We start from the raw sequence: 21,381 nt of genomic DNA on the forward strand, positions 1-21,381 counted from the left end.
GCGCAGCAGGCGACATCCGCAGGCCCTTTGGGTAAGCAGCTATGGCAACAAACCTGGCCGATGGCCATCGGTGTTCTGGCGCTGCTGGGCTTTCAACTGGTCGACAGCGCTTTTATTGCCCGACTGGGTACGGCGCCGCTGGCGGCGCAGGCGTTTACCTTTCCGCTGTCGTTTCTGATCATCGGTATTCAGGTGGGCATCGGCATTGCCATTGCTGCGCTGATCTCCCGGGCGCTGGGCGGCGGCGAACCCCAGCGTGCCAGGCGTTTGAGTACCCTGGTGCTGATGGTAGGCAGCACGCTGATTGGCGTGCTGGCCGTGGGGCTGTGGCTGGGGCAGCGGCCGGTATTTACCCTGCTGGGCGCTGATCAGGTTGCGCTTGACTACATCCGCCGCTACTGGCCTATTCAGCTGCTGGCGGGCTGGCTTGGCGCGCTGGCATATTTTGCCTACAGCGTTTTTCGCGCCCACGGCAATACGAAATTGCCCGGCAACATGATGCTGCTGACCAGCCTGATTAACCTCGCGCTGGATCCGCTGCTGATTTTTGGCTTTGGCCCCTGGGACGGGCTAGGACTGCCGGGTGCCGCCTGGGCCAGCGTAATCGCCTTTGGCACGGGGCTTGGCTTTACCGGCACCTGGCTGTGGCGCCAACACTGGCTCACGCGTCGTGGTTTGGGCGCGGAAACCCGGCGTTCGCTACGGCCGTTCATGGGGATCGCCGGCCCGGCCATGGTCAGCCAGTTGATGCCGCCGCTGTCGGCCATGCTGGCCATTGCGGTGGTGGCCGCCATCGGTGAGACGCACGTGGCCGCCTGGGGGCTGGCCAGCCGGCTTGAGACGCTGTCGCTGATGGCCATTCTGGCGCTGACCATGTCGCTGCCGCCGTGGCTGGGACGCTGCTACGGCGCAGGAGACTGGGCGCAAATCAAGCGCCTGATGCGCCTGGTATTAAAGGTGGCGGTGCTCTGGCAGCTGGCGCTGGGGATCATCATGGCGCTGGCCGCGCACTGGATTGCGCTGGCGCTGGCTGGCCAACCGGCGGTGCAGGAGGAGCTTGCGCTGTTGATTCGCTTTTTGCTGCCCAGTTACGCCGCATTGGGGGTGTGCATGCTGGTGGTATCGGCGGGGAACGCGCTGGGGTTTCCGCTGTGGTCGATGGTGCTATCGGGCGTGCGGCTGTTTATCTGCTATTTGCCCTGCCTGTGGCTGGGTATGCAGCTGGGCGGCTGGACGGGGCTGGCGCTGGGCGCGGCCATCGGCAACGTGCTGGCCGGCCTGGCGGCGTGGCGCATGCTGAAGCGGTTGCTCTCCCGCCCGCAGCGGACGAGAGAGGTTTAGGAAGGCTTCAAAAAGGCTTCGGGAAGGCGGGCGTTTATAAGACCGTCTAAGCGCTATGGCGCGTTAGTCGTCAATCACGACGTCGTTGACCACGGCGATGGCACGCGCCAGGTAGGGCAGGTTCTGCTGGGAGAAACCGGCGACGTTGGCACGGCCCGAGCGCACCATATAGATGCCGAACTCGTCGCGCAGGCGCTCAACCTGATCCGGCGTGAGGCCGGTGTAGGAGAACATGCCGCGCTGCTCGCCGACGCAGGCGTACTTTTTATCCAGCCCGTAGGGCTTGAGCGCTTCGACGAAGTCGCGGCGCAGCGTGTTCACGCGGTCGCGCATTTCGGTTAGCTCGTCGCGCCACATGGCAGAAAGCTCGGCGTCGTGCAGGATCTCGCTGACAATTGCGCTGCCGTGCGCCGGCGGGTTGGAGTAGTTCTCCCGGGCGACGATGGCAAACTGCGAGCGGATGTTGTCTTTCTGCTCGGCGTCCTTGGCCACGGCAATCAAGCAGCCGGTACGCTCGCAGTAGATGCCGAAGTTCTTCGAGCAGGAGCTGGTGATGATGACTTCGTCGAGCTGCTCGGCAAACAGGCGCACGCCATAGGCGTCTTCGTCGAGGCCCTGGCCAAAGCCCTGGTAAGCGAAGTCGATCAGCGGCAGCAGGTTGCGCTCGCGAACCACGTCGAGCACGGTTTGCCACTGCTCGGCCGACAGATCAAAGCCGGTGGGATTGTGGCAGCAGGCGTGTAGCACGACCACGTCGCCGTCGGGGATTTTCTTGATGGCGGCCAGCATGCCGTCAAAATCCAGACGGTTGTCGGCATCAACGTAGGGGTACTTGTGCAGCTCGATGCCCGCCGCGGTGAAAATACCGTGGTGGTTCGGCCAGGTCGGATCGCTGACCCAGATGCCCTTGCCGGGCAGCTGTTTGGCGATGAAGTCAGCGGCTAAGCGCAGCGCCCCGGTGCCGCCGGGCGACTGGGTGGCGCTGGCGCGATCGGCTTCCAGCACCGGGGAGTCGGCACCCAGCACCAGCGGCAGTACTGCGTCACCGTAGGCCGGCGCGCCGTGAGAGCCGATGTAGGTCTTGGTGGTTTCGCTCTTGAGCAGGCGCGTTTCGGCTTCTTTTACCGCCCGCATCACCGGCGTGTTGCCATTATCATCGCGGTATACACCCACACCCAGGTCGACTTTTTGCGGGTTGGTGTCTTTTTTGAAAGCTTCGATCAGCCCGAGAATGGCATCTCCGGGAACTCGTTCAATACGCTCGAACATTGCGTGGGCTACCTCGTTGTCTGGCGGTATGGATAATGAAGTGGCTTTGGCGTAGACGAAACGCTCGTGGATGACACGTTAGCGCGTCGCCGGTGACGCCAAAACCGAACCTCGTTTCCCCTTCATCATGCCATCGCAAGGCGACATCTGCCACTGCCCATATAAGGGTACCCTGACGCTATTTGCCGCTGTTGCCGTGCTAAACGCGTGTGCTGGCAAGCTGAAAGGGGAGAATGCGGACGTTCAAAGGAATGGGGTTAAATATCCTTTTATTCTTTTTTGGAATTATATATTTATTATTTATTACTTTTTATGCTGTAAAAAGTCCGCTATGTTGCGCCAAAGCGCGTGTGATGTGCGTTAACCGTTAGCTGTATTTTTACCGAGGTGCCGCGTGGCTTTGTTAGATCGTATTTCCCTGCAACCGGCGGGCAGCGTCAGTCTGGTCGGCGCCGGCCCCGGCGACCCTGAGCTGTTGACGCTGAAGGCGTACAAGCGCCTGCTGAATGCCGATATCGTGCTGTATGACCGCCTGGTGAGCCAGGAGGTGCTGGACATCATTCCCGCTCGTGCGCGGCAGCTTTATGTGGGCAAGGCGTGTTCGAACCATAGCGTGCCCCAGTCAGGGATCAATCAGGCGCTGGCTGACTGGGCGCTGGCCGGTCACGCCGTGGTACGCCTGAAGGGCGGTGACCCGTTCATTTTCGGCCGCGGCGGTGAAGAGCTGGAAACGCTGGTGGCCCAGCAGATTCCGGTCGAGGTGATCCCCGGGATTACCGCCGCCTCGGGGTGCTCAAGCTATGCCGGCATTCCGCTGACTCACCGCGACTATGCCCAGTCGGTGCGGCTGGTCACCGGTCATCTGAAAAATGGGCGCTGCGAGCTGGACTGGGCATCACTGGCCCGCCCGGGGCAAACGTTGGTGTTTTACATGGGACTTGGCAGCCTTGAGCTCATTTGCGCGGCGCTGATTGAGCACGGCCTGGCGCCGGAGACGCCGCTGGCGCTGGTGTCTCAAGGCACAACGCGCGATCAGGCGGTGCATGCCGGCCGCCTTGATGCACTGCCCGAAGGCTTTATCAGCGGTGAGATCAAGTCGCCGACGCTGCTGATCATTGGCGATGTCGTGGCGCTGCGCAACACGCTGGCCTGGTTTGATGCGCCCGGTGGCCGCGCCAGCGGCTTTATTGAAGGCCGCCACGCTGCGCCGCTACGCTGCGTGCAGTAAACAGCATGTGCGTGATCCGTCGTACACAGGGTAAAAAAAGCCTGTAAGAAACGCTCGGGTGGTCAGACGCGAATCGCCGTGTATGCTGTTAGGGTGTAGTTATATTTCGGTACTCAACGCGAGAGGGATTCATCCATGGCAGACGATAACCGTCCAGAAGACCAGAAACCGGGCGATAACCACGAGCCGGAAAACGGTCAAGACAGCGAAAACACGCCGGAATCCGGTAACCATTCGTCCAGTGATCAAAACGCACGGGATCGCACTACGGGCGACACGGACGCCAAGCCGCCGATGGGCACCCTGGTGAAGGATAACCGCGTCAAGGCGATTGCCGGTATTGCTGCCATCGCCGTGGTATGGGCGATTATTGCCCAGTCCAGCGCCGGCTCGCGCGCAGAGCGCGTGGAAAATCTCGAAGGCCAGCTGGCTGATTCTCAGCAGCAAAGTCAGAAGTTAAACGCCGAGCTGTCCGAGCAGCAGGATGCAGAGAAAAACATCGCCGAGCTGCAAAATCGTATCGCCTCGCTGAAAGAGCAGCAAAACAAGGCGCAGGGCACGCTTGAAGAGACGCAAAACGAGATTAAAAAGGCCGAAGAAACGCTTCAACAGCGGCAAGGTGAACGCGAAACACAGCAGCAAAAGCTCGACGCGCTTAACCAGAAAGTAGACGAGACCGAACAGAAGCTGGCCACCCTGCGTGAGAACGAAGAAAAGATCGAGACCGCGCAAAAAGAAGCCGTAGCAGCGCGTCAGGAAGCTGAGGACGCACGTCAGGACGCCGAGAAAGCGCGCCAGAAAGCCGAGGAAGATCGCCAGAAAGCCGAAACCGAGCGTCAGCAGGCAGTCGAAGAGCGTCAGCAGGCCGAAGACAAGCTGAGCACGCTGGAAAAAGACATCGACAGCGCCGAGATGCGTCTGCAATCAGCCCAAAAAGACGTAAGCAGCGTGGAGCAAAAGCGCGATGAGCTGACTCAGGCGCGCGATGACGTACAGGCCGAGCGCGATGCGCTGCAGGCCAAGGTCGATGCACTGGGCAAGCAGCGCGAAACCCAGGCGCAGGAGCTTGAGCAGGCGGGCACCAAACTTGGCGATCTCACTTCAATGCTGGGCACCGGGCGCGACGAGCTGGGCAAGGTCAACAGCGGTATCAGCCAGCGTGAGAGCCAGCTTGAAAATCTTCAGACGCAGCTTGACCAGTGGCGCAGCGAGCTGGGTTCGCTGGAAAGCCGCCTGACCGACAAGGCCGATGCCAACGCTGAACAGAACGGCGCGTCAGAGCAGAAAACCGCATCTGGTGAGAAGAACACGTCTGACAAGCAAGGTGCATCAGACAAACAAGCGTCAGACAAGCAAGGATCGGACAAGAAAGAGTCGGATAAGAAAGCGTCAGACAAACAAGAGTCCGACAAGAAAGCGCAGGACAGCCAGGCCAAGAGCGTCCAGTTTGAATCCAGCAGCAATGCTGACACCTCGAAAGACGACGCAAAAGCCGCTAAGTCCGACGCTCAGGACAAGGGCAAAAACGGCCAGGAGAAAGCCAGCGAGGATAAAGCAGACCAGAAGCCAGAAGGTCAGCAGAGCGACAGCAAACAGGCCTCAGACAACGATGGTGCCAAGGCCGCTGACGATGCGCAGGACAAAAGCGCCTGATAGCGTGTGGTTTGCCATAAGCTGGCTGGCGTAGGTAAAACGGGTACTTGTTAACGGCAAGTACCCGTTTTTTGTTGCCGCCAGATGCCATTAACCCAAGGAGTTGAGGGTGATTGAGAGTATTCCGTTCGGGTTTGCCCCCAGCACGCTGGTATTTTTGATTTTGGGCGCCACGCTGGTGGCGTTCATGTGGGGGCGTTTTCGCTATGACCTGGTCGCCCTTTGCGCGCTCTTGCTCTCGGTGATGCTGGGGCTGGTGCCGGCCGACGCGGCGTTTGCGGGATTTGGTCACCCGGCGGTGATAACCGTGGCCGCGGTGCTGGTGCTAAGTCGCGGCTTTGAGCGTGCCGGCGTGGTAGATCTGATTGCCGAGCAGGTATTGAAAGCCGGCGATCGGCTGATATTGCAGCTGATGCTGCTGGTGGGCACGGTGGTGGTGCTGTCCGGCGTGATGAACAACGTCGGCGCGCTGGCGCTGCTATTGCCGGTGGCCCTGCGTTTGGCGCGCGAGCACAACACCTCGCCGTCGCTGTTATTGATGCCGCTGGCGTTTGGCTCGCTGCTGGGTGGACTGACCACGCTGATCGGCACGCCGCCTAACATTATTATTGCCAGCTATCGCGGCACCCTCACCGGCGAAAACTTCAGCCTGTTCAGCTTTTTTCCGGTGGGCGTGGCCGTGGCGCTGGCGGGGCTGGCCTTTATCGTGCTGGTGGGCTGGCGCCTGACGCCCCAGCGGGCGGGGCAGGCATCCAATGCCGATATGTTTGATACCGCAAGCTATCTGGTCGAGCTCAAGGTCGGCGAAGATGCCAAGGCCAACGGCCTGACGCTGCAGCAACTGCGCGAGGAGATCGACGACGCGATTCCCGTGCTGGCGGTGGTCCGCGACGAAAAGCGCCACGCCGGCTACGCGTTTTACCGTACGCTGAAAGCGGGCGATATCCTGCTGCTGGAGGCCGACCCCGACGAGCTAAAGCTGCTGGAAGGCAAGGCCGGCCTGAGCGTGGTCAGCGAGCCGGAAGATACAAGCGAGGATCAGGCGCAATCTCAGGATTACCAGCCGGTGGACAATGCGGCAGCGCAGGCATCTGATGCCACCGCTGAAGAGAAGGCAGAGAAAGCCTCCCGTAAAGTGGATACCGAAGGCCTGCAGCTGGTAGAAGCGGTGGTGCGTACCGACTCGATGATGGCTAACCGCAGCGTGCGCCAGCTGCGGCTGCACCACCAGTTTGGCCTACATCTGGTGGCCGTGGCGCGCGACGGGTCACGGCTTAAACAGCGGCTGCGTGATATCCGCTTTCAGTCCGGCGACGTGCTGCTGCTGCAGGGCGGTGAAAACGAGATGCACGAAAGTCTGGCGACCCTTGGCTGCCTGCCGCTGGCCAGCCGTGAGCTGACGTTTGGGCAGCCGCGTAAAATGGCGCTGTCGATCGGCGTTTTTGCGTTGGCGATTGTGGCCATGCTGCTGAATTTCTTGCCGGCGGCCGTGGCGCTATCCAGCGCTGCCGTGGTGACGCTGTTGATTGGCGTGCTGCCGCTGCGCGAAGGCTATCAGGCGATTGACGGCCCGGTGATCGTGCTGCTGGGGGCCATGCTGCCGGTGGGCAAGGCGCTGGAAACCAGCGGCGGCGCGCAGCTGATTGCCGACGCCATGATGCAGGCCGGCAGCCAGTGGCCAGTAGTGGTGACGCTGAGCGGGCTGTTTGTGCTTTCGATGGTGTTGTCCAACGTGGTCAACAACGCCGCCGCCGCACTGCTCATGGCACCGATCGGGGCCAGTCTGGCGCAGGGCTTTGGGGTGTCGCTGGATCCGTTTTTGATGGTGATTGCGGTCAGCGCGTCCTGCGCGTTTCTGACGCCTATCGGGCACCAGTCGAATACGCTGGTGCTGGGGCCGGGGGGCTACCGGTTTGGCGATTACTGGAAGCTTGGCCTGCCGCTTTCGCTGGTGGTCATGGCGGTCGCGATGCCCATGATTCTATGGCGCTGGCCGCTATAAATGCCCACACTGTGTTTAAGAAAGGCACTTGCTAATAAAGGCACAGGCCAGCAGGTAAACAGGCTGGGCATGAGCCAGCCGAAATATACAAAACGCATATAAAACAGGCACCCATGAAGCAGAATGACCGCCAAGAGGCCATGATCGAGCTGGTGCGCGAGCACGGTTATATGAGCATCGAGCAGCTGGCCGAGCATTTTAGCGTGACGCCGCAAACCGTGCGGCGCGACCTCAACCGGCTGGCGCGCCACGGCCAGCTGCGGCGCGTACACGGCGGCGCCGGGCTTGAGTCGAGCACCGTCAACACCGCTTACAGCACGCGTAAAACGCTGTATCGGGACGAAAAAGCGCGTATTGCTCGCTGCCTGGCCGAGCAGATTCCCGATCATGCCTCGCTGTTTATCAATATCGGCACTAGCAACGAGGTCATTGCTCAGGCGCTGTTGCACCATCGCGGGCTTGAGGTGATTACCAATAACCTCAACGTTGCTGCCATTTTGCAGCACAAGGAAGATTTTACCGTGATCGTTGCGGGCGGGCAGGTGCGCCCGCGTGACGGCGGGTTGATCGGCGAAGCCACTATTGATTTTATCAACCAGTTCAAGGTGGATTACGGCATTATCGGCATTAGCGGTATCGACGAAGACGGCTCGCTGCTGGAGTTTGACTATCAGGAAGTGCGCGTGGCTCAGGCGATTATCGCCAATTCGCGGCGGGTATATCTGGCCGCCGATGCGTCCAAGTTTCATCGCAATCCGGTCGTCCGTCAGGGCAACCTTGCCCAGCTGGACGCGCTGTTTACCGACCAGTCGCCGTCCGGCGCCGTGTGTGAGTTATTGAGCCGCCATGATGTGGCGCTGTATATCGCCTAGCGGGCTGCATCTTGAGCCTTGGCGGGCGCTGGCGTAGCCTCTGGACGATAAGCCAACTTGATAAAGCGAAGCCGCCATGCCGTCGTATATTCTCGCCGTTGATCAGGGGACTACCAGTTCGCGCGCCATGCTGTTTGACCGGCGTGGGCAGGTGGCCGGTAGTGCCCAGCAGGAGTTTACCCAGCATTACCCCAGCGATGGCTGGGTCGAGCACGACCCTGAAGAACTCTGGCAGAGCGTGCTTGCTACCTGCCGCGAGGTGCTTTTCCGCATGCCTGAGGGGGATACTGCGCTGGGACTGGGGATTACCAATCAGCGCGAGACCACGCTGCTGTGGGACCGCGCCACCGGCGAGCCGCTCTACAACGCCATCGTGTGGCAGGACCGGCGCACCGCCGAACACTGCCAGCGCCTGCGCGATGACGGTCATGGCGGAACGGTGCAAGAGCGTACCGGGCTTCTGATCGACCCGTATTTTTCCGCCACTAAACTGGCCTGGCTGCTGGAAAACGTCGACGGCGCCCGCGCGCGTGCCGAACGCGGCGAGCTGGCCTTTGGCACCGTGGATACCTTTCTGATCTGGCGGCTGACCGGCGGGCAGCGCCACCTGACCGATGCCACCAACGCCTCGCGCACCGCGCTGTTCAATATTCATACCCAGCAATGGGATGACGAGCTGCTGGCGCTGTTTGGTATTCCCGCAAGTCTGCTGCCCGAGGTGAGGGACTCAAGCGATGATTTTGGCACCGTTGAGGCGCAGTGGCTGGGCGGCGAGCTGCCGATTGCCGGCGTTGCCGGCGACCAGCAGGCCGCGCTGGTAGGGCAGGCCTGTTTTACCCCGGGCATGGCCAAAAGCACCTACGGCACCGGCTGTTTTATGGTGGTGAATACCGGCGAGGAGCCGGCGCGTTCGCGCAACCGCCTGCTGACCACCGTGGCCTACCGGCTGAACGGGCGGACGACCTACGCCATGGAAGGCAGCATTTTTGTTGCGGGGGCCACCATGCAGTGGCTGCGCGACGGGCTCAAACTGTTTGAAAACGCTGCTGAAAGCGAAGCATTGGCGTGCCAGACCCGCAGCGGCCACAGCGTGTATCTGGTGCCGGCGTTTACCGGCCTGGGCGCGCCGTACTGGGACCCCAAAGCGCGCGGCGCGATTCTGGGGCTGACCCGGGATACCGGCATCGCAGAAATCGTCGCCGCCGGGCTTCAGGCCGTGTGCTATCAGACCCGGGACTTGCAGCGCTGCATGCACGATGACATGCAGGCGCCGCCCGGTAAGCTGCGAGTCGACGGCGGCATGGTCAGAAATAACTGGGTCATGCAGTTCCTGGCCGACATGCTCGGTGTACAGGTGGATCGCCCGGATATTCTCGAAACCACCGCGCTGGGCGCGGCGTTTCTGGCCGGTCTGCAGCTGGGCTGGTACGAAAGCCTTGATGAGCTGGCCGCCCTCTGGCGCTGCGAAACAAGCTTTACGCCCACCATGCCCGACGCCCAGCGCGAAACGCTTTATCAGGGCTGGCTGGACGCCGTGGGGCGAGTGCGCTCGCACTGATCGGCGCTCAAGGTACCGGCTGTTGCTTCCGGCGGGTGAGCAAAATATTCATCAAAGCGCGCCTGCGCCCGTTCGCCGAAAAGCCGTTGGCAGGCTTCCCAAAGCCCCGGCGAATCGCGCAGCGTGGCGTGGGGCACCACCAGTGAAATTTTGGTGCGCCGGCGTAAAAAATCCTCCAGCCGGGTGATCATTTCATCCCGGCAGGCAAAGTCCAGTTCGCCACGCAGGTACTCGGCGCCGTCAATCAGCGGCTCGGCTTCGCGCGGGTCTTGCTCAATGCGTTCCAGCAGCACCAGCGCCTGGCCGGCGTAGCGCCGCCACAGACGTTGGGATAACGGCTCGGTAAAGCCGGCGGGCGTCAGCGCATCCAGCCCCATGCGCCTGGCTTTGCGCATAAACGTCTGTTTTACCGCGTTGGCGGGTTCGCCATACCATTTGGCTGCGGCGCAGGGCAGAGCAACGCCCAGCGCCTGTACTTCCCGGGTCACTTCTTCGCCCACGTTCAGGCAGTCGGTCAGCTTGCCGCCAAAAATGCTCAGGTGCGCCTGTGCGGCGTTGATATCGACCACGTGCTTGCGCGACAGCTGCAAAAAATCGCGTTGGTCGCCCTGTTCCGCCTTGACGGCCAGCGGCCTGACGCCGCAGCGGGTTGAAATAATGTCGGCGCGGGTCAGCGGGGCGCTTAGGGCCAGGCGCTTGTTGATGTTATCCAGCACAAAATCCACATCTTCCCGGGTGATCCCGACCTCGGGGGTGGGCGTGTGGGTGTCGGTGGTGCCTATGCAGGTGCGCGTGCCCATGGGAATCACGAAAAAAAGCCGGCCATCGTCGGCGAAAAACGCCAGCACGCGCCGGGCAGCGGTCAGCTGCGGCACGATCAGGTGAATGCCCTTGGAATACAGGTGATGGTAGTCGGTCTGCTGGCCGGTCAGGGTATTGTGCCGGTCAACCCAGGGGCCGGCGGCGTTGATCATCACTTTGGCGCGCAGGCTGAACGTGGTGTCATCGGTGAGATCGCGTACCCGCGCTACCCACCCTTGATCGGTGTGCTCGGCGCCTTCTGAGGCCACGTAATTGACCGCCGCCGCGCCGTTATCCAACGCGCGGCGGATAAAACCGAACACAAAGCGAGCATCGTTATCGTGCAGGTAGGCATCGGAATACTCGAAGCCGCCAGCCGCCCCCTCGGTGTTGATGATCGGTTCCAAACGTTTGATTTTCCGCGGCGAAAACAGCCGGGGCGTGCGGGTAAAACCGTTGCCCATCAGCCAGTAAAGCCAGGTGCCGGCATAAAGGTAGCTGGGCCGATAGCGAAAGTGCTTGCCAATGGTGGTGAGAAAACGGATTTCCTCAACCGTTGACGGGTAACTTTTGATCAGGTGGTTACGGCTTTTGCACAGCCTGCGCACCAGCGCAAAATCGTTGCTTTCCAGATATTTGATGCCGCCCCATACCAGGTTGGAGGAATGCATGCTGGTACTGCCGGCAAAGTCGCCGCGGTCGATCAGCGCCACCTTGACGCCTTTGCCCGCCAGCGCGGCGGCGGCCGCCGCCCCGTTGATCCCGCCGCCAACGATCAAAACATCAAAAGACTCGTGTTCGAGCCGGTCGCGGTTGCGCTGGCGAAGTGTGCTGGCATTGGGCATGGCAAAGCGCTTCCTTCTGTTTCATAGCGACTATCTATAGCGCCGACGAGTGTAGCAAAAGGCTAGTCTTTGCTTTTCGCTAAAGCAAATAAAACAGCCGTTGTTTTCGAAAGTGAACATAAGGGCGAGGGTGTCGTGAAGAGGATAAGCGTCGTGAACAAGAAAACCCCGGCGCGAGGCCGGGGTCAAGGTGTGCTGGCATTACGCTGTGCCAGAGAGTCATTGCGCTTGGATAACCGAGCCTAGTGCGTTGTGTGCGCCGGATCCGCCGGCGCCTGGTGTCCCGCTATCGGGGCGTTGTGATAAATCACCTTGGCTTTATTGCTTGCCAGTTCGTCGTAGGCGAAGTCGTCCACGGTGAGAAGCTCCAGCACCTGGGCTTCGAAGTCGCGCATGAACTGGGCGTCTTCGTCGCTGATCAGGCCTTTCTCAAGGCCGGCCTCTACCCGCTGCTCGGGGTGCAGCGCCGTTTTAGGCAGCTCGCCCTTGGCGTAGGCTTTGTTGAGCTTACGGTAGAGCGCGTCAGCACGGTCGTATTCAATCAGCAGAGCGTTGTAGGTGGCCAGCGGGTTGGGTTGCGCGCCGTCGTTCTGATCCCAGGTGTTGGCCAGCAGGTGGGTGCGCAGCGCCGAGTGCGTGGAAACACGCTTGGCGATATCACGCGCCAGGTCGTCGTGGGGCTTATTCCAGCGGCGGCCGGTGGGCATCACGATCCGCTTCAGCGTTTTGCCCAGCGCGCGGTTAGGCAGGTTGTCAAAGATCTCGACAAACGCCTGCTCGGCGCGTTGGAGCAAAAAGCGGCAGCTGAAGTGCAGCAGCGCTTCTTCGCCTTCTACCTTGTCGCCGGCTTCCCACTGCTTGAGCACCATCGAGGCCAGGTACAGGTTGGAGAGCACGTCGCCCAGCCGCGCGGAGAGCATTTCGCGCTTTTTGAGCGCCGAGCCAAGGCTCGCCATGGCGGCGTCGGCGCACAGGCCAAAGCCGGCGGAAAGCCGCGCGATATCCTGGGCGTAAACGTTAGCCGGGGCGCTGAACGGCACAGCAGGTTTGCCGAGGCCAAACCCGAGAGTGAAGGCGCGAGCGGCGTTGCCGAAAATCAGCCCGATATGGCCGAAGAACGCTTTGTCGAACGCCTTGGCATCATTGGCATCTTTCGCTGCCAGCTCGTCGAGCACATAAGGATGGCAGCGGATCGCCCCCTGACCGAAGATCATCAGGTTGCGGGTCATGATGTTGGCGCCTTCCACGGTGATGGCCACCGGGTTGGCGCTATAGCCGATGCCGAGGTAGTTGCGCGGGCCAAGCGTGACGGCCTTGCCGCCGTGGACGTCCATGGCGTCGCTAAGCAACACGCGCTGGAACTCGGTCAGCTGGCTTTTCAGAATCGCCGAGGGCACGGCGGGCTTCTCGCCGTGGTCGATCAGGTTCGCGGTTTGGTACACGGTGGCCTGGGCGATGTAGGCCATCGAAGCCATGCGCGCCAGCGGTTCCTGAACGCCTTCCATTTCGGCCACCGGCACGTTGAACTGACGGCGAATGCGGGTAAAGCCGCCGCTCCAGCCCAGCGCATAGCGCGCGGTGCCGGTAGCGCCCGAGGGCAGGGTGATGCAACGGCCGATGGACAAACATTCGACCAGCATGCGCCAGCCTTCGCCGATCATGGGCTCACCGCCGATGATGGTGGAAAGCGGTACGAACACGTCCTTGCCCTTGATCGGGCCGTTAAGGAACGGGCTGCCGATGGGCGCGTGGCGCCGGCCGATTTCCATGCCGTGGGTATCTCGGGGAATCAGCGCCAGCGTAATGCCGCGGTCTTCTTTTTCGCCGAGCAGGTTGTCCGGGTCAAACAGGCGAAAGGCCAGGCCGACGACCGTGGCGATGGGCGCCAGCGTAATCCAGCGCTTTTCAAAGTTCAGGCGCAGGCCCAGCACTTCTTTACCGTCGACCATTTGCTTGCAGACGATGCCGGTATCGGGAAGCGACGTGGCATCAGAGCCCGCGCGAGGGCCGGTCAGGCCAAAGCAGGGGATCTCGCGGCCATCGGACAGGCGCGGCAGATAGTGGTCTTTCTGCTCTTCGGTGCCGTATTTCAGCAGTAGCTCGCCCGGGCCCAACGAGTTGGGCACGCCAACCGTGACCATCAGCGTTTCGTTGACGGCAAGCTTTTGCAGCACCATCGATTGCCCCTTGGCGGAAAAGCCCAGCCCGCCGTATTCTTTGGGGATAATCATCCCGAAAAAGCCTTCTTTTTTCAGGTAGTCCCAAAGCTCCTGGGGCAGGTCGGCGCGCTCCCGGGCGATATCCCAGGCGTTGCACATGCCCGCCGCCTTGGCGCACTGGACGTCAAGAAAGACCTGTTCGTCATCGGTTAATCCGCTGTCGGCATAGTCGAGCAGCTTGCTCCACTGGGGTTTGCCGGAGAAAAGCTCGCCGTCCCAAGAAACGGTGCCGGCCTCAAGGGCGGTGCGCTCGGTGTCGGACACTTTGGGCGCGACTTTTTTGAACATGGCAAAAAGCCGCGGAGTCAGCCACATCCGGCGCAGCACCGGCAGGCCGGCAACGGCGGTCACCGCCGCACCGATCAACAACAACACGCCAATCACTGGCGCGCCCAGGCCAAGGCCTACAAGGCCCAGCACGCCAAGCACCAGCAGCGTGGCCGAGGCTCCGGCTTCGCGCCGCATCACCACCAGCAGGCCAATCACGGCCAGCACAATCAAAAATAAGGTGAGCATAGACTTTCTCCAGGTAACGTCAGAACGATAGCGTCAGACGGGTATTCGAACACTCGTTTGAATAGTGGCAGACTCCCGCCTTGCCGCGCAAGCATTCCGGGCGTCTTTTTATCAGGCTGTCTATCAAGCGTTCCATCAAGGTCTTTACACTTGTTCTATCAAGCTATCGCCTAACGCCGTAAAGCACAAAAAAGCGCCGCGGCATGGCCACGGCGCTTGATACTTGATCTGAGGTTCAAACAGAGTTAGTCAGGCAGGGTTAGTCAGGCAGAGTTAGTCAGGCGACATAGTAGGGCACATCGCGGCGAGGCAGCGGCGTGCGGCCACGAATCTTGTCGGCGATTTTTTCCGCCAGCATAATCGTTGGCGCGTTGAGGTTGCCGGCAGGAATCAGCGGAAACAGCGAGGCATCCACTACGCGCAGGTTCTCTACGCCATGAACCCGGCCCTGGCCGTCGGTGACCGCCATAGCGTCTTCGCCCATACGACAGGTGCCGCACGGATGATAGGCGGTTTCGGCCTTTTGCTGAATGAAGGCGTCCAGCTCGGCATCGGAATCGGCGGCGACACCCGGGGCAATTTCACGCCCGCGATAGTCGTCAAACGCCGGCTGGCGGATGATCTCGCGGGTCAGGCGGATGCCGTCGCGAAACTCCTGCCAGTCTTTCGGCGTGGCCATGTAGTTGAACAGAATGCTGGGGGCGGTACTCGGGTCTTTCGAGGTCAGGCGAACGCGGCCGCGACTTTCCGAGCGCATCGAGCCGACGTGCGCCTGAAAGCCGTGGGCCTGTACCGCACTTTTGCCGTTGTAGCTGATGGCGATGGGCAAAAAGTGATACTGCAGGTTCGGCCAGGCTTCGTTTTCATTGCTGCGGATAAAGGCACAGGCTTCAAACTGGTTGCTGGCGCCGATGCCGGTGCCGGCAAACAGCCACTGCGCGCCGATTTTAGGCTGGTTGTACCACTTGAGCGCGGGGTAGAGCGAAATTGGCTCTTTGCACTCGTACTGCAGGTACATTTCCAGATGGTCCTGCAGGTTTTCGCCCACGCCGGGCAGCGCATGCACCGGGGTAATATCCAGCGCATCAAGCAGCGAGACCGCGCCGATACCCGAGCGCTGGAGTATCTGCGGCGAGGCAATGGCGCCGGCGCACAGCAGCACCTCGCGGCGCGCATGGGCCCGCATCGGCTGGCCTTTGCGCGTATAGCGCACGCCCGTGGCGCGCTTGCCGTCAAACTCGATCACGTCGGTGAGCGCATGGGTTTCAATGGTCACGTTAGCACGTTGTTTGGCGGCATCCAGATAGCCGCGGGCGGTCGAGGCGCGGCGGCCTTTGGGCGTAACGAAGCGATCCATGGGGCCGAAGCCTTCCTGGCGGTAGCCGTTGACGTCGTCGGTTTCGGCGTAGCCGGCCTGCACGCCGGCGTCGATAAAGGTGCGGTACAGCGGGTTGTTACTCGCCGTCCGCGGAGTGGCCACGTCAATTGGCCCGTCGCCGCCGTGGTAGTCGTTGGCGCCGGTATCACGGCGCTCGGACTTTTTGAAGTAGGGCAGGCAGCTGAGGTAATCCCAGTCTTCAAGCCCCGGGTGTTTCGCCCAGCCGTCGTAGTCCAGCGCGTTGCCGCGGATGTAGCACATGCCGTTGATCAGCGAAGAGCCGCCCAGCCCCTTGCCGCGGCCGCACTCCATGCGCCGGCCGCCCATGTGTGGCTCGGGGTCGGTTTCAAATGCCCAGTTGTTACGCGTGCCCTGCAGCGGGTAGGCCAGCGCGGCGGGCATCTGGGTGCGAAAATCCAAGCGGTAGTCGGGGCCGCCGGCTTCCAGCAGCAACACGCTAGCGTCGCTGTCTTCGCTAAGGCGCGCGGCGAGCACGTTGCCCGCCGAGCCGGCGCCGATAATCACATAGTCAAATTCGCGGAGTTGGGACATGACGGTTTCCTGACATCGTTGACGGGGAGAAAAACAGTGCGCGTTAAAACGCCGACTCAAACGGGCCCATTTCCACCTGAACCGATTTGGTCTGGGTGTAGTGGCCAAGCGTCTCAACGCCGTTTTCCCGCCCAATACCCGACTGCTTATAGCCACCCACGGGCATTTCAGCGGGCGAGTCGCCCCAGGTGTTGATCCAGCAGATGCCCGCTTCCAGCTGATGAATGACGCGGTGCGCGCGGTTGATGTTTTCGCTGAACACGCCGGCGGCCAGGCCGTACTCGGTGTCGTTGGCGCGGCGGATGGCTTCATCTTCTTCATCAAAGGCGAGCAGCGCCATCACCGGGCCAAAGATTTCCTCACGCACGATGCGCATGTTGTCATGGCAGTCGGTAAAGATAGTGGGAGCCGCCCAGGCGCCGCGAGCGAACGCGCCTTGGGTAAACGCCGCCTCGTCGCAGGCCAGTACGCGCGCGCCTTCTTCCTTACCCAGTGCGATGTAGCCCAGCACTTTTTGCTGATGCTCAAAGCTCACCAGCGGGCCGAAGTTGACGCTGAGGTCGAGCGGGTCGCCGGGGTGAATGCGCGCTACGCGCTCAAGCAGCTTGGCTTCAAACGCGTCTTTCACCGAGCGCTCAATAAATACGCGGGTACCATTAGTGCAGACCTGCCCGCTGGAGTAGAAATTGGCCATCATCGCGGCGTCGGCGGCGCGGTCAAGGTCGGCATCGGCGAAGACCAGCAGCGGCGACTTGCCGCCCAGCTCCATGGTGGCGTCTTTCAGCGTGGAACCGGCAGCGGCGGCCATGACTTTCTTGCCGGTGCCCACTTCGCCGGTAAAAGAAATCTTGGCTATCCCTGAGTGGCGCGTCAGCATTTCGCCCACGCGGCCGTCGCCGTGAACCACGTTGAACACGCCGTCGGGCAGGCCGGCCTGGGTGAAAATGTCGGCCAGCTTCATGACGGTCAGCGGGGTGACTTCGCTGGGCTTGAACACCACCGCATTGCCTGCGGCGAGCGCCGGAGCGGCTTTCCAGCAGGCAATTTGCAGCGGGTAGTTCCACGCGCCAATAGCGCCAATCACGCCCAGCGGCTCGCGGCGGGTGTAGACAAAAGAGCTTTCGCGCAGCGGTATCTGGCTGCCTTCGAGCGCGGGCGCCAAGCCGGCATAATACTCAAGGGCATCGGCGCCGGTGTGAATATCCACCGCGGTGGTTTCACTCAGCGGCTTGCCGGTATTGCGGGTTTCAAGCTCGGCCAGCGCGTCGTTTTGCTCACGCAGTAGCGCCACGGCGCGGTGAAGTACCCGGGCGCGCTCCATGCCGGTCATCGCCGCCCAGACTTTCTGGCCACGCACGGCACTGGCGACGGCGGCGTCCACGTCGGCCTCGCTTGCCTGACCGATGGTAGCTAACAGGCTGGCATCAAAGGGGTTGGTCACGCTGAAGGTGTCGCCCGAGGTCGCAGTAACCGGGTGGCCGTCAATATAGAGCGGTTGAATGTCGTGAGCCATGAGGGTCTCCTTCGGCGGCTGATTATGCTGCGGTGGTGCCACAGTGGTGGGCTAACAGCTGGTCAAGGTAGGCGAAGGCCAGGCGCCGCGCGCCGTCGGCGTTGAGCCCGCCGGGCGTGAGCGCGCCACGCAGCCAGAGGCCATCGATCATCGCGGCCAGGCCGCGTGCGGCATTGCGAGCCTCTACGCGAGGCATCACCCGGGAGAAGTGGTAGCACAGGTTGTCGTACAGGCGGCGGTCGTTGACGTTTTGCAGCCGTGCCAGCGCGGGTTTGTGCATGCTGCTCGTCCAGAAGGCAAGCCAGGTCTTGGCGGCGGGGCCGGTCACCTGGGTGTGGTCGAAGTTGCCTTCGATCACCGCGCCGATGAGGGCGCGGGGCGAGTCGTCGTCAAGCTCGCGCCGGCGCGAACCGACGGCGTTGCCAAGATCGGTGAGAATCTGGCGCATTGTCGCTTCAAGCAGGCCGTCCTTGCCGCCAAAATAATGGCTTATAATGCCCGCCGAAACGCCGGCATGGCGCGCAATGCGCACTATCGTCGCGTCAGCCAGCCCCACCTCGTTAATCGCGTTCATGGTGGCGTTGATTAACTGCTGACGGCGTATTGGCTCCATTCCCACCTTGGGCACAGCGTTCTCCTTTTGCGTAGCGGTTCACCCTTGAAACCAGCGTTAAAGCGTGATTACCTGTGCATCGTAATATTTTTTTATTGAACGTTCAATCAATAAAGGTCATGTGATTTTCGGCCTGTTATCTTCCAAGACGACGTTTCAAAATCACCAGAGGATTTCGCCATGAGCTTGTCGACCCCATCACATTCACGCTGGCTGGGTGCTTTAGTGCTCGCCGCCGGCGTGCCTGCCACCGCACTGGCTCAGCAGTGCGATACCGTGCGTTTTGCCGAAGTCGGCTGGACGGACATTACCGCCACTACCGCGCTCACCACCGAAGTGCTAGAAGGCCTGGGCTATGACACCCGGGTGGATACCGTCTCCGTGCCGATTGCCTACTCGGGCATGAAAAACAACGACTTCGATGTGTTTCTGGGCAACTGGATGCCGACCATGGCGTCCATCAGCGACAAGTACGTTGAAGGTGGCGGCGTAGACCGCCTGGATGCCAACCTTGAAGGCGCCAAGTACACCTTGGCCGTGCCGCAGTACGTCTACGACGCCGGCGTGACGTCGGTTACCGATCTGGCCGAGCATGCAGAAAAGTTCGATTCTGATATCCACGGCATCGAAGCCGGTAACGACGGCAACCAGATGATTCAGGGCATGATCGACGACGGTGCCTACGGCCTTGACGGCTGGAATCTGGTGGACTCCAGCGAGGCGGGCATGCTCTCCGAGCTGAAAGCACGCACGCCCAATGAGAAGTGGATGGTGTTTCTCGGCTGGGAACCGCACCCGATGAATAGCAACTTCGACATGGCCTATCTGGCCGATGCCGATGACTACTTCGGTCCGGATCTTGGCGGCGCCACGGTATATACCAATACGCGCGGCGGCTACGTTGAGGAATGCGCCAACGTGGGGCAGCTCCTGAACAACCTGACGTTTACCCTGGAAATGGAAAACGAGCTGATGGCCGACATCATGGATGACGGCCAGAAGCCCCGCGAAGCGGCCCGCGCCTACCTTCAGGAGAATGACGACATTCTGGATGAATGGCTTGACGGCGTGACGACGCGTGACGGCGAGCCGGGCGCGCCCGCTGTACGTGCCGCGCTGAACTAAACCAAACCGTGACAGCGTTTTAGGCAAAGGCAGGCCAAAGGCTTGTCTTTACCGCTAAACACAGGCATAATCTTGCCCCGCTGATGAGGAAAAGGCTACGTAGCTCAGTTGGTTAGAGCACATCACTCATAATGATGGGGTCCCCTGTTCGAATCAGGGCGTAGCCACCACGGCGTAGTATATGTAGAATTAGTATTTGTAAGCGTAGTATCCGCAAGCTTCGGCTTGCCGCGATGGTGGCCCCTTAGGTCCTCCCGCAACGCTAAACTGCAAACCCCGCCAGGCCCGGAAGGGAGCAACGGTAGTGGTGGATGCGTGTGCCGGGATGTGGCTTTTGGGGCCGCCTCCATTTTAGACCCTTCCGTTTTACCCCTTCGCTATTTCAGCCCTCCGTTTCGTACGTATACCTGCTCTGTATCCGGCATTTAGTGCCGTTTTTTCGTGTCAGAATTCTCGCGACAGAATCTTTAGCAACGGCTCGGTCACTTATTCGAGCGCGGCCGCTGCAACCGCGGCGAAGTCCGTCTCGAGCTCCTCGGCGGCGGTGGCTAGCGCCTCGCCACCTTCTTCCCTGTAGGGTTCATAGACGTAGGTGGGCAGTTTGTACGACAAGGTCGCGGTGCCATCGGGCGCTTCGGTGACGTACATGCGGATCGGCGCCTCGATCATCGCTGCCGTGGATACCTGCAGGATCCGAACGGCGTAGTCGTTGTTGAACAGGCCGATGACCCGGTTGCCGGGTATTTCGATACCACGATCAGCCGCCGCCTGGGTCGGGCCGGCTTCGGTGACGACCCCGAGCTCGCTGTTTTCGGCGGCCGCCTTCACGTCATCAACTAACTCCTGATATAGCTTGTCGCTGTCGTGAACGGCCCAACCATCCTGCGGGCCGACGGTGGGGATAGTGTCTTGCGCGGAGGCAGACGCTGTCGCGAGAAGCGCGCAGCCGAGAAGGCCAGCGGAAATCAACTTGTGCATTGCATGCTCCCGAAGTGGTGTTGGATCAACATAGTGAAAAGGTAGGCACTCGAAAACCAGCGTGCTGTCTTTTGTTGGTTCTCAAGGAGACATTAGTGACCCTGTCGTGGCATGACTCGACTTTGCACGATGCGTATCTATATTCTTCACCCCCTTTCATACATACAGCCTTGGGCATGCCGTGACTGCTTCGTTTACCTATAATTCTGACCTCATTGGGGGCGCGCTGATGGTACGCGAAAGCCGCATCATTGCCGGTCTGATGCTTGACGGTACCGATGATGCCACTTGGCATCAGACCATCATGGTGGACAATTGCCTGCAGAAAAACCGTCCAGCCACTGCTAAGCGTATGGCGCAGGCGATTCGCAAACGTCTCGAGCGGTTAGAACCGCCGTTCTGGCAGGCACTTCAAGAGGGTGATGCCTTACTCGCGACGCAGGTTTCTTTTTGTGCGGCGATGGCGCGTAACCTGCTGTTGGTCGAGTTTTTAGAGACGGTGGTGGCCGATGCCTTCGCGACCCGAGCGGAACGGCTGGAGGCGTATTGGTGGGATGACTTTCTTGCCGAGCGTGCTTTCCGTGACCCGGCGATAGCGAATTGGGCAGCGTCTTCTCAACGAAAGATGGGCCAGGTTGTATTCCGGATGCTGACTGAAGTCGGCGTGCTGGAAAACACCCGCAGCCGCCGGCTGTGCTCACTTTTGTTGCAACCCGATGTAGAGAGGTTGCTGGAAAGCCATGGCATGGTGCGGCTACAAAATTGCCTGGGCGCCTTGCGGTTTCGTTAGCGCATCCAGGGCGTCGGCAAATCTATACGTTAAGCGGCGTAATGGCATAGATGACGCAGCGGCGAAGTATCGCAATGACGGTGGGTAGCACGTAAGATCATCATCATCTAAACAAGAATGACAGTCGC

Annotated in this window: 15 protein-coding genes, 1 tRNA gene and 1 other RNA gene; 10 read left to right on the top strand and 7 right to left on the bottom strand. The window is 61.0% G+C overall.

The window, feature by feature from the left end:
* The first annotated feature begins 60 nt into the window (after nt 1–60).
* Nucleotides 61–1,341, top strand: coding sequence for an MATE family efflux transporter (locus B5495_RS00515; RefSeq protein ID WP_079554824.1), 1,281 nt, complete (start codon nt 61–63; stop codon nt 1,339–1,341).
* A 63-nt stretch (nt 1,342–1,404) separates the two neighbouring features.
* On the opposite strand, the gene B5495_RS00520 is transcribed toward B5495_RS00515, so the two are convergent.
* Nucleotides 1,405–2,610 (bottom strand): amino acid aminotransferase, encoded by a 1,206-nt coding sequence (locus B5495_RS00520; RefSeq protein WP_079550402.1) that lies wholly within the window; start codon nt 2,608–2,610, stop codon nt 1,405–1,407.
* Between the two features lie 394 nt (nt 2,611–3,004).
* Here B5495_RS00520 and cobA point away from each other — a divergent pair, with 394 nt between their 5' ends.
* The 5 genes from cobA to glpK all read left to right on the top strand — a co-directional run bounded on the left by cobA (nt 3,005) and on the right by glpK (nt 9,923).
* Entirely contained in the window at nt 3,005–3,838 is an 834-nt protein-coding gene (cobA, locus tag B5495_RS00525) for a uroporphyrinogen-III C-methyltransferase (protein WP_079550404.1), read from the top strand.
* Nucleotides 3,839–3,973: 135 nt separating this feature from the next.
* A complete protein-coding gene (locus B5495_RS00530) occupies nt 3,974–5,491 on the top strand; it encodes a hypothetical protein (protein ID WP_079550406.1) in 1,518 nt (505 codons plus the stop codon).
* Between the two features lie 187 nt (nt 5,492–5,678).
* Entirely contained in the window at nt 5,679–7,493 is a 1,815-nt protein-coding gene (locus tag B5495_RS00535) for an SLC13 family permease (RefSeq protein WP_079554826.1), read from the top strand.
* A gap of 113 nt (nt 7,494–7,606) precedes the next feature.
* Entirely contained in the window at nt 7,607–8,365 is a 759-nt protein-coding gene (locus B5495_RS00540) for a DeoR/GlpR family transcriptional regulator (RefSeq protein ID WP_079550408.1), read from the top strand.
* Nucleotides 8,366–8,441: 76 nt separating this feature from the next.
* Nucleotides 8,442–9,923 carry a glycerol kinase GlpK gene (glpK, locus tag B5495_RS00545; RefSeq protein ID WP_079550410.1) on the top strand — a complete coding sequence of 494 codons (1,482 nt, stop codon included), beginning with the start codon at nt 8,442–8,444 and terminating at the stop codon, nt 9,921–9,923.
* Here the strand turns inward: glpK and B5495_RS00550 are convergent.
* The 5 genes from B5495_RS00550 to betI form a co-directional block, all read right to left on the bottom strand.
* Nucleotides 9,881–11,569 carry a glycerol-3-phosphate dehydrogenase/oxidase gene (locus B5495_RS00550; protein WP_079550412.1) on the bottom strand — a complete coding sequence of 563 codons (1,689 nt, stop codon included), beginning with the start codon at nt 11,567–11,569 and terminating at the stop codon, nt 9,881–9,883. The genes glpK and B5495_RS00550 overlap by 43 nt on opposite strands.
* A 242-nt stretch (nt 11,570–11,811) precedes the next feature.
* Nucleotides 11,812–14,304 (bottom strand): acyl-CoA dehydrogenase, encoded by a 2,493-nt coding sequence (locus B5495_RS00555; protein ID WP_079550414.1) that lies wholly within the window; start codon nt 14,302–14,304, stop codon nt 11,812–11,814.
* 277 nt (nt 14,305–14,581) lie between these two features.
* Nucleotides 14,582–16,234 (bottom strand): choline dehydrogenase, encoded by a 1,653-nt coding sequence (gene betA, locus B5495_RS00560; protein ID WP_079550416.1) that lies wholly within the window; start codon nt 16,232–16,234, stop codon nt 14,582–14,584.
* Between the two features lie 43 nt (nt 16,235–16,277).
* The gene (gene betB / locus B5495_RS00565; protein ID WP_079550418.1) at nt 16,278–17,747 is read right to left on the bottom strand and encodes a betaine-aldehyde dehydrogenase; all 1,470 of its coding nucleotides are present in this window, start codon (nt 17,745–17,747) and stop codon (nt 16,278–16,280) included.
* A gap of 22 nt (nt 17,748–17,769) precedes the next feature.
* Nucleotides 17,770–18,375: a transcriptional regulator BetI gene (gene betI, locus B5495_RS00570; protein WP_197685629.1), complete on the bottom strand. Its 606-nt coding sequence runs from the start codon at nt 18,373–18,375 to the stop codon at nt 17,770–17,772.
* A gap of 165 nt (nt 18,376–18,540) precedes the next feature.
* On the opposite strand from betI, the gene choX reads away from it, so the two are divergent.
* The 3 genes from choX to ffs all read left to right on the top strand — a co-directional run bounded on the left by choX (nt 18,541) and on the right by ffs (nt 19,825).
* Nucleotides 18,541–19,485, top strand: a complete 945-nt coding sequence (gene choX / locus B5495_RS00575) for a choline ABC transporter substrate-binding protein (RefSeq protein ID WP_079550422.1) — start codon at nt 18,541–18,543, stop codon at nt 19,483–19,485.
* Between the two features lie 93 nt (nt 19,486–19,578).
* Nucleotides 19,579–19,655, top strand: a tRNA-Met gene (locus tag B5495_RS00580).
* Between the two features lie 73 nt (nt 19,656–19,728).
* Nucleotides 19,729–19,825, top strand: an RNA gene (gene ffs / locus B5495_RS00585) — signal recognition particle sRNA small type.
* 146 nt (nt 19,826–19,971) lie between these two features.
* Here ffs and B5495_RS00590 read toward each other — a convergent pair.
* Entirely contained in the window at nt 19,972–20,463 is a 492-nt protein-coding gene (locus tag B5495_RS00590; protein ID WP_079550424.1) for a DUF302 domain-containing protein, read from the bottom strand.
* 229 nt (nt 20,464–20,692) lie between these two features.
* Here B5495_RS00590 and B5495_RS00595 point away from each other — a divergent pair, with 229 nt between their 5' ends.
* On the top strand, nt 20,693–21,253 hold the full coding sequence (locus tag B5495_RS00595) for a DUF1819 family protein (protein WP_079550426.1): 561 nt from the start codon (nt 20,693–20,695) through the stop codon (nt 21,251–21,253).
* Nucleotides 21,254–21,381 lie beyond the last annotated feature (128 nt).

Source organism: Vreelandella subglaciescola, assembly GCF_900142895.1.
In the GTDB taxonomy this organism is placed as follows: domain Bacteria; phylum Pseudomonadota; class Gammaproteobacteria; order Pseudomonadales; family Halomonadaceae; genus Vreelandella; species Vreelandella subglaciescola.